Source organism: Amycolatopsis sp. NPDC051102, from assembly GCF_040682815.1.
GTDB lineage: Bacteria > Actinomycetota > Actinomycetes > Mycobacteriales > Pseudonocardiaceae > Amycolatopsis.
Window position 1 is genome coordinate 341787 of record NZ_JBFBBT010000008.1, and the last position, 8483, is coordinate 350269.

The following is an 8483-nucleotide window of genomic DNA, read 5'->3' on the forward strand; positions in this document are numbered from 1 at the left end:
CAAGCCGCCCCGCCGCCGCAATGAACGATCCGGTTCGTTAAGCCGCCGCGTCGCCGCAACAAACGATCAGCCCGTCAAGCCGCCCCGCCGCCGCAATGAACGATCCGGTTCGTCAAACGGTCACCTGCTCGCCGTCTCGCCGTGGCGGCTGCAGCGGGCCGTCCAGCCGAGCGGACTCACCTGGACAACCAGCCGCCGGGCGCAGAACGTGCAGTACCGCGGCGGCTCGAGCGCCGTCCGCGGGTTGTGGCACGCCGGGTGGTCCGCCCCACCTGGCGACTCCTGTCCACAATGGACGCAGAAGGCCGGGTCAGAGGCTGTCACTGAGGGCCTTGATGGGCATCTTGAGCTCGTCCAGCATCTCCAGGTCCGCCGAAGCCGGGCGGCCCAGGTTGGTCAGGTAGTTGCCGACGATGATCGCGTTGATCCCACCGAGCATGCCCTGCTCCGCGCCGAGGTCGCCGAGCGTCAGCTCGCGGCCGCCGGCGAAGCGCAGCATCGTGCGCGGCATCGCGAGCCGGAACGCCGCCACCGTCCGCAGCGCATCGCGCCCCTCGACGATTTCGTAGTTTTCGTACGGCGTGCCGGGCTGCGGGATGAGGAAGTTCATCGGCACCTCGTGGGGGTTCAGCTCGGCCAGCTGCACCGCGAACTCCGCGCGCTGCTCGACCGTCTCCCCCATGCCGATGATGCCGCCGCAGCAGACCTCCATGCCCGCCTCGGCGACCATCCGCAGCGTGTCCCAGCGCTCTTCCCACGTGTGCGTCGTGACGACCGCCGGGAAGTGCGAACGCGCCGTCTCGAGGTTGTGGTTGTAGCGGTGCACGCCCATGTCGACGAGCTCGTCGACCTGCTCCTGCGTGAGCATGCCGAGGGAGCAGGCGATCTGGATGTCGTTGCCGTCCTCGCGGATGGCCTTCACGCCTTCGCGGACCTGCGAAAGCAGCCGCTTGTCCGGGCCGCGGACGGCGGCGACGATGCAGAACTCCGTCGCGCCGGTTTCGGCGGTCTGCCGGGCGGCCTTGACGAGGTTCGGGATGTCGAGCCACGCCGAGCGCACCGGCGTCGGGAAGCGGCCGGACTGCGAGCAGAAGTGGCAGTCCTCGGGGCAGCCGCCGGTCTTCAGGCTGATGATGCCCTCGACCTCGACCTCGGGCCCGCACCAGCGCATCCGCACCTCGTGCGCCAGGGCGAGCAGGTCGGGCAGCCGGTCGTCCGGCAGCCGCAACACGTCGAGGACCTGCTGCTCACCGAGGCCAACGCCGTTTTCGAGGACGCTCTCGCGCGCGAAGGCGAGGACATCGGTGTCCGGGACTGCGGTCACGGGCGCTCCTTGATCGAGGTGGTGCGGCAAACGTCCCTCATCGTGCACGAAGGGGCGTCGAGGGGACAGCGACGCAGGTCACTTCCCGGCGGAAGCGCACCCGGCGAAGAGCTCGGGGTCGAATTCGCCGCCGAACCACGGCGAGAGCCCGGCGCGCGCGGCGGCCAGGAACTCCTCGCGCGAGGCGGTCCCGAGCCCGGCCGGCAGCACGCCGAGCAGGGGCGCGCCCGCGGCGACCGGCAGGTCTTCGAGGTTGGACAGCGCGGCGAGGTCCGGTTCGGCCGGCCAGGCCCCGATGATGACCCCGGCGACGGTGAGCCCGCGCTTGGTGGCGACCTCGGCGGTGAGCGCGGTGGCGTTGAGCGTGCCGAGGCCGGCCTCGGCCACGATGATGACGAGCGACCCGAGCGACCAGGCGACGTCCGCGAGGCTCGCCCCCGCGCTGTCGAAGCGCACGAGCAGCCCGCCGGCGCCCTCGATCAGGGTGAGGTCGTGCCCGGTGTCGAGGTCGGACGCGGCTTGCGCGATTTCGCCGGGCTCGAGCGCGGGCAGCCCGCTGCGCCGCGCGGCGGCTTCGGGCGAGAGCGGATCGGGGTAGCGGCGCAGCTCGCGGGTGGTGACCCCGGGCCCGGCGAGCCGGACGACGTCCTGCAGGTCACCGGCCTCGTCGGGCCGCACCCCGGTCTGCGCGGGCTTCAGCACGGCCACCCGCTGCCCGCCGGCCACCGCCACGGCCGCGATGGCCGCCGTGGTGATCGTCTTGCCGACCCCGGTCCCGGTCCCCGTCATCACCAGCATGGTCACGGACCATCAACTTAGTGACTCACCCACCGCACACGCACGCGGGCCGTGGTCAGCCGCCGGTCGTGAGTGGCAAGGCGGGTTCTAACCCGCCTTGCCACTCACGAGCCGGTGGGTCAGGCGCCCGGCACCGCCATCGGCGCCCCGGCGGGCCGGAACGTCCGCTCCGCGGAATCGAACAGGTACACCTGGGCGTCACCGACGTGGAAGTACATCCCGGTCAGCTGCAGTTTCCCGGCCGACTCGGCCGCCGCCACCGACGGGTACTCGCGCAGGTGCTCCAGCTGCTGGAGCACGTTGTGCAGCGCCAGCCGGTCGCCCTCGCGGTCCGGGACCGCTCCGTCCAGCGTCGCCGAACCGAGGCGGTGGGCGCTCGGCTCCGCGTGGCGGAGCCAGGCCGCCAACGGCCCCGGCGGGGGCCCCTCGGCCAGGGCCGCCATCGCGCCGCAGCTGGAGTGACCGCACACCACGATCTCCTCCACTCCGAGCACCCCGACCGCGTACTCGATCGAGGCGTTCATCGACGTGTCGGCCTGCCCCGGCGGGACCAGGTTGCCGATGTTGCGGATGGTGAACAGGTCGCCCGGCCCGCTGGTGGTGATCAGGTTCGGCACGATCCGGGAGTCACCGCAGGTGATGAACAGCGTGCGCGGCCGCTGGCCGTCCGCGAGTCCCGACAGCGTGTCGCGCAGCAGGGGCGCCGCGCGGCGGTGGAACTCCGTCGCGCCGCGGCGGGTCTGCTGGGCCGGGATCCCTTCGACGGCCTGCCACGCCGACCACGGCGCCAGCCAGCGCGGCACCGCCCGGCTCGCGTGGACCCGGGACCGCGTCGGGCGGCCGGCCTTGCCTTCGCCGAACCACGGGTGGCCGACCTCGTCGACCTCCACCGTGCCGCCGGCGCGTTCGTGCGCCTGCTGCCACGTGTGCAGGCTCTCGAAGGCCGCGTGGTCGAGGTAGTCGACGACCAGCTCCAGCCGCACCGTCACACCGCCCGGGATGCTCCCGAGCACCTTCGACAGCCGCGGCACCGACAGGAATGTCAGCACGCCTTCGACGACGACCCGCCAGTCGTCTCCTTCGCGCTCGACGTGCAGCCCCGACCAGACCGTGCGGCGCAGCATCAGCACCAGCGCCAGCCCGATCCCGGCGAGCACGCCGGTGAGCAGGTCGAACACGACCACCCCGGCGAGGGTGAGCAGGTACACGGGCAGGTCACCGTGCGCGAGGACGGTCTTCATGTGCCCGGGGTTGACCAGTTTCGCGCCGACGTGCACCAGCAGCCCGGCCAGCGCGGCGAGCGGGATGCTCTGGATCAGGCCGGCGAGCAGGACGACGAACAGCAGCACCCAGACGCCGTGCAGCACCGCCGACGCCCGGGACTTCGCCCCGGCGGTGACGTTGGTGGAGCTGCGGACGATGACCCCGGTGACGGGCAGGCCGCCCAGCGCGCCGGAGAGCATGTTGGCCGCGCCCTGGCCGACCAGCTCGCGGTCGAGGTTGGCGCGCGGGCCGGTGTGCATGCGGTCGACCGCGACCGCCGAGAGCAGGCTTTCCACGCTGGCGATCAGCGCGATCGTGACGACGGCGAGCGCGAACCCGCCCCAGCCGCCGTCCGGCAGCTGCGGGACGAGGTGGATGTTCAGCAGGTCTCCGGGCAGTTCGACGCGCGGCAGCGTCATCCCGAAGGCCACCGAAACCACCGTGGCCACCGCGATCGCGGCGAGCGGCCCCGGCACCTTGCGCACGGCGGCCGGCAGCTTCGGCCAGGCCAGCAGGATGCCGATGGTGAGCAGGCCGACGATGGCGGCGGCGTCGTGGTGGGCGACGATCTGGGCGGGCAGCTCGGCGATGTTCTCCAGCGCGGAGCTCTGGGCCTTGCCGCCGAGGATGACGTGCAGCTGGCCGAGCACGATCGTGACGCCGATGCCGGCCAGCATGCCGTGCACGATCGCCGGCGAGATGGCCAGCGCGGCGCGGGCGATCCGGCTCAGCCCCAGCAGGATCTGGCAGGCGCCGGCGGCGACGGTGATCGCGCAGGTGACCACCCACCCGAACGTCTGGATGGTTTCGGCCATGACCACGGTCAGGCCGGCGGCGGGCCCGCTGACCTGGAGCGCGGAGCCGCCGAGCGCGCCGGCGACGATGCCGCCGACGACGGCGGCGACCAGCCCGGCGGCGACCGGGGCGCCGGAAGCGAGGGCGATACCGAGGGACAGGGGGACAGCTACGAGGAAGACGACCAGTGAGGCCGGCAGGTCGTGGCGGAGCACGGCGAGGGGTCTCATGATCGCCATGCAACAGGAAATCGAGTGAAATGTCCGCTATGTACCACCCATTCGAGTGAACAACTGGCCACAATTAGCCTGAATGTCACATATCGGGCAGCTCGTTAACACGTCGTTCACAGCTCGCCGCCTGTCACGTGATAGTTGAATCCCGTACTACACAACGGGTTTGCGCACCGGAGGCCACCCGGGGACTGCCGAGGTGGCCTCCGGGCGGTACGTCAGTGCTCCAGCGCACCCGCCGGGACGAACCCGCGCGCGGCACCGTCCAAAAGGGACACCTGGGCCGCGCCGACGTCGAAGTACATCCCGGTGAGCCGCAGCGCACCCCGGTCCAGGGCCGCCGCGACCACCGGGTAGCCGCGCAGGGTTTCCAGCTGCTGCACCACGTTCTGCAGCGCGAGCTGGTCGGCTTCGGCGGCCGGCCGCTCGCCGCCGAGCAGCAGCGGCGCCTCGGTGGCCCGGCGCCGCAGCGTCGCCTCGCCGTGGCGCAGCCAGCTGCCGAGCTGCTCGAGGCCCTCGGGCGCCCGCCCGAGCAGCGCCTTCATCGCACCGCAGCCGGAGTGCCCGCACACGACGATCTCGGCGACGCCCAGGACCCCGACGGCGTACTCGATCGCCGCCCCGACCGAGGAGTCGGTGCCGCCGGCGGGCGGCACGAAGTTGCCGATGTTCCGCACGGTGAACAGGTCCCCCGGCCCGCTGGTGGTGATCAGGTTCGGCACGATCCGCGCGTCGCCGCAGGTGATGAACAGCGTGTGCGGCTGCTGGCCGTGCGCCAGGCCGCTCCACGTGTCGCGCAGCAGTGGCGCGGTGCGGCGCTGGAACTCCGAAGCGCCGCGGCACAGCAGCGAACTGGCGGTGCGCTGCGCGGGCAGCACGACGTGCTCGGCCTGCCACTCCGACCACGGCGCGAGCCACCGCGGCACGACCCGCGCGGCGACGCTGCGGCGCACGGTCGGTGCGCCCGAGGTGCCGCGTTCGAACCAGGGGTGCCCGATCTCGTCGACCGTGACCGGTCCGGCGTGCGCCTGCTGCCAGCCGCGCAGGCAGTCGAACGCGGCGTGGTCGAGGTAGTCGACGAGCAGTTCGAGGGTGACGTCGGCGTCCGGGGGCACCTCGGCGAGCACGCGGGTCAGCCGCGGCACGGACAGGAACGTCAGCGCGCCTTCGATGACGACGCGGTGGCGGTCGCCGTCCCGTTCGACGTGGATCCCGGAGAAGATCATCCGCCGCAGCATCAGCGCGAGCGCCAGCAGGACGCCCGCCGCGACCCCGGTGAGCAGGTTGACGGCGACCGCGCCGGCCAGCGTGACGACGTACACCGGCAGGTCGCCGTGGCGCCGGACCTCCTTGAGCCCGTTGAGGTTCACCAGCTTCGCGCCGACGTACACCAGCAGCGCGGCGAGCGCGGCCAGCGGGATCAGCCGCAGCAGGCCGGTGAACAGCAGGCAGGCGGCGAGGATCCAGGCGCAGTGCAGGATCGCCGACGCCCGCGTGCGCGCGCCCGCTTCGTAGTTGGTCATGCTGCGGACGATGACGCCGGTGACGGGGAACCCGCCGAGCGCGCCGGCGGCGACGTTCGCCGCGCCCTGCCCGATGAGCTCGCGGTCGAGGTCGGTGCGCGGGCCGCCGCGCAGCTTGTCCACCGAGACCGCGGACAGCAGGCTCTCCAGGCCGGCGATGAGCGCGATGGTGACCGCGGCGAGCGCGAACCCGGCCCAGCCGCCGTCCGGCAGCCGCGGCACGACGTGCAGCGCGGGCAGCCCGGCCGGCAGGTCGACGCGCGGCAAGGTCAGACCGGCCGCGACGGACAGGCCGGTGGCCAGCGTGACGGCGGCCAGCGGCGCGGGCACCCGGCGCACGGCCGGCGGCAGCCGCGGCCAGCCCAGCAGCACGCCGAGGGTGACGACGCCGATCAGCACGGCCTGGTCGTGATGCGCGGCTATCTGCCCGGGCAACGCCGAGACGTTGGCGAGCGCGGAGCCCTGCGCGGAGCCGCCGAGGACGACGTGCAGCTGGCCGAGCACGAGCGTGACGCCGATGCCGGCGAGCAGGCCGCGCACGATGGCCGGGGACACGGCGAGCGCGGCGCGGGCGAGGCGCGTCAGGCCGAAGAGGATCTGGAGCAGGCCCGCGGCGACGGTGATCGCGCAGGTGGCGGGCCAGCCGTGGGTGGCGATCGTGTCGGCCAGCACCACGGTGAGGGCGGCGGACGGGCCGCTGACCTGCAGCGGCGATCCGCCGAAGAGACTCGCGACCAGCCCGCCGACGACGGCGGAGATCAGGCCCGAGAGCAGCGGCGCCCCGGCGGCGAAGGCCACGCCGAGGGACAGGGGGACGGCGACGAGGAAGACGACTATCGAAGCGAAGAAATCGTGCTTGAGGTCAAGGAGCTTCTTCGGGGACGGCGGTCCGGTGTCGTGCTCGCCACGAACGATCTCGATCATGGGGGCAGGATCGCCGAAAACGGGCAAAATGTCCGCTACGCAAGCATTTCTCGCGTTCATCCGGGTAGCGGATCGACGGCACGCCCCCCGTTTTCCCGCTCACCGCCTCCGCCGTTCGCGTGGTGTGGATCTTGGTTTGCCACGCTGCGCGACGATGAGGGGCGTTCGGGTCTCGCTGTGCCCGCGATCACACTCGATGTGCTGAATTCAGGCCTTTTCGGCGACGGCCAGCATCGCCCGGGTGATCACGGCCAGGTCGTCGTCGGTCGCCACGTAGGGCGGCATGGCGTAGACGAGGTCCCGGAACGGCCGCAGCCAAACGCCGTGCCCGGTGGCGACGTCCGTGGCGATGGCCATGTCGACGGGGTGGTCGAGCTGCAGCACGCCGATCCCGCCGAGCACCCGCACATCGGCGACGGCGGGCAGATCGCGTGCCGTCGCCAGGCCGTCGAGCAGGCCCTTCTCGAGCCGGCTGACGTCGTTTCGCCAGCCACCGCCGGCGAGCAGCCCGAGCGAGGCGTTGGCGACGGCCGAAGCGAGGGGGTTGCCCATGAAGGTGGGCCCGTGCGCGAGCACGGGAAGTTCGCCGCGCGCGATGCCGGCGGCGACCTCCGGAGTACAGAGGGCGGCGGCCATGCTCAGGTAGCCGCCGGTCAGCGCCTTGCCGACGCACAGGACATCGGGCGTGACGCCGGCGTGCTCGGCGGCGAAGAGGGCACCGGTGCGGCCGAAGCCGGTGGCGATCTCGTCGAAGATCAGCAGCACGTCGTGCGCTTCGGTCAGTTCCCGCAGGGCGCGCAGGTACGCGGGGTGGTGGAACCGCATGCCCCCGGCTCCCTGCACGACGGGCTCGACGATGACCGCGGCCAGTTCCCCGGCGTGCTGCTCGATCCCGGCGGCCAATATGTCCACATAGGACGGATCGGGCGGGGTGTCGAACCCGGACGGCGGCGCGGGCACGAAAACCTGTTCGGGCAGGACACCGCGCCACAGCGAGTGCATGCCGCCCTCGGGGTCGCAGACGCTCATCGGGGTGAAGGTGTCCCCGTGGTAGCCGCCGCGCCAGGTGAGCAGCTTCTGTTTCCCCGTCTGCCCGCGGGATCGCTGGTACTGCAGGCACATCTTGACGGCCACTTCGACCGAGACCGAGCCGGAGTCGCAGAGGAAGACGTGTTCCAGCCCCGCGGGCGTGAGGTCGACGAGGGTCTTGGCCAGGGTGACGGCGGGTTCGTGCGTGAGCCCGCCGAACATGACGTGGCTCATCCGCCCCGCCTGGTCGGCGAGGGCGGCGTCGAGCACGGGGTGCCGGTAGCCGTGGATGGCCGACCACCACGAAGACATCCCGTCGACGAGTTCGCGTCCGTCGGCCAGCGTCAGCCGTACGCCACTGGCCCCGGTGACCAGGAGCGACGGCACCTTCGCGGGCATGGGCGCGTAGGGGTGCCAGACGTGCCGGGCATCGAGGGCGAGCAGGTCGGCGGGGTCCATGCGCCGACCCTACGACACGGCCTCGGCCGAGCGGTCCACCACTGGTGGGGGGGGGGGGGGGGTGGGGTGGAAGGACAAGACCAACAGCCACGAACACCCCGTCCACAACGCCGACCCCAACACCCGCACGCGCAC

6 protein-coding genes are annotated in these 8483 nt (G+C 72.4%); all 6 read right to left on the minus strand.

What is annotated here, in order from left to right; genetic code table 11:
* Window positions 1-120: 120 nt before the first annotated feature.
* The 6 genes from AB0M93_RS24350 to AB0M93_RS24375 all read right to left on the minus strand — a co-directional run bounded on the left by AB0M93_RS24350 (window position 121) and on the right by AB0M93_RS24375 (window position 8348).
* The gene (locus AB0M93_RS24350) at window positions 121-324 is read right to left on the minus strand and encodes a hypothetical protein (protein WP_364276456.1); all 204 of its coding nucleotides are present in this window, start codon (window positions 322-324) and stop codon (window positions 121-123) included.
* Window positions 311-1324 carry a biotin synthase BioB gene (gene bioB / locus AB0M93_RS24355; protein WP_364276457.1) on the minus strand — a complete coding sequence of 338 codons (1014 nt, stop codon included), beginning with the start codon at window positions 1322-1324 and terminating at the stop codon, window positions 311-313. The genes AB0M93_RS24350 and bioB overlap by 14 nt, the downstream gene beginning before the upstream one ends.
* 78 nt (window positions 1325-1402) lie before the next feature.
* Entirely contained in the window at window positions 1403-2128 is a 726-nt protein-coding gene (bioD, locus tag AB0M93_RS24360) for a dethiobiotin synthase (protein WP_364276458.1), read from the minus strand.
* Window positions 2129-2241: 113 nt separating this feature from the next.
* Window positions 2242-4419, minus strand: coding sequence for a bifunctional SulP family inorganic anion transporter/carbonic anhydrase (locus AB0M93_RS24365; protein ID WP_364276459.1), 2178 nt, complete (start codon window positions 4417-4419; stop codon window positions 2242-2244).
* Between the two features lie 212 nt (window positions 4420-4631).
* A complete protein-coding gene (locus tag AB0M93_RS24370; protein WP_364276460.1) occupies window positions 4632-6860 on the minus strand; it encodes a SulP family inorganic anion transporter in 2229 nt (742 codons plus the stop codon).
* A 207-nt stretch (window positions 6861-7067) separates the two neighbouring features.
* Window positions 7068-8348, minus strand: coding sequence for an adenosylmethionine--8-amino-7-oxononanoate transaminase (locus tag AB0M93_RS24375; RefSeq protein WP_364276461.1), 1281 nt, complete (start codon window positions 8346-8348; stop codon window positions 7068-7070).
* Between the last annotated feature and the right edge of the window lie 135 nt (window positions 8349-8483).

Excerpts from the sequence above, each read along its gene's own strand:
- AB0M93_RS24375 (WP_364276461.1), bottom strand. The coding sequence starts at position 8,348 with ATGGACCCCGCCGACCTGCTCGCCCTCGATGCCCGGCACGTCTGGCAC.
- AB0M93_RS24370 (WP_364276460.1), bottom strand. The coding sequence starts at position 6,860 with ATGATCGAGATCGTTCGTGGCGAGCACGACACCGGACCGCCGTCCCCG.
- AB0M93_RS24365 (WP_364276459.1), bottom strand. The coding sequence starts at position 4,419 with ATGGCGATCATGAGACCCCTCGCCGTGCTCCGCCACGACCTGCCGGCC.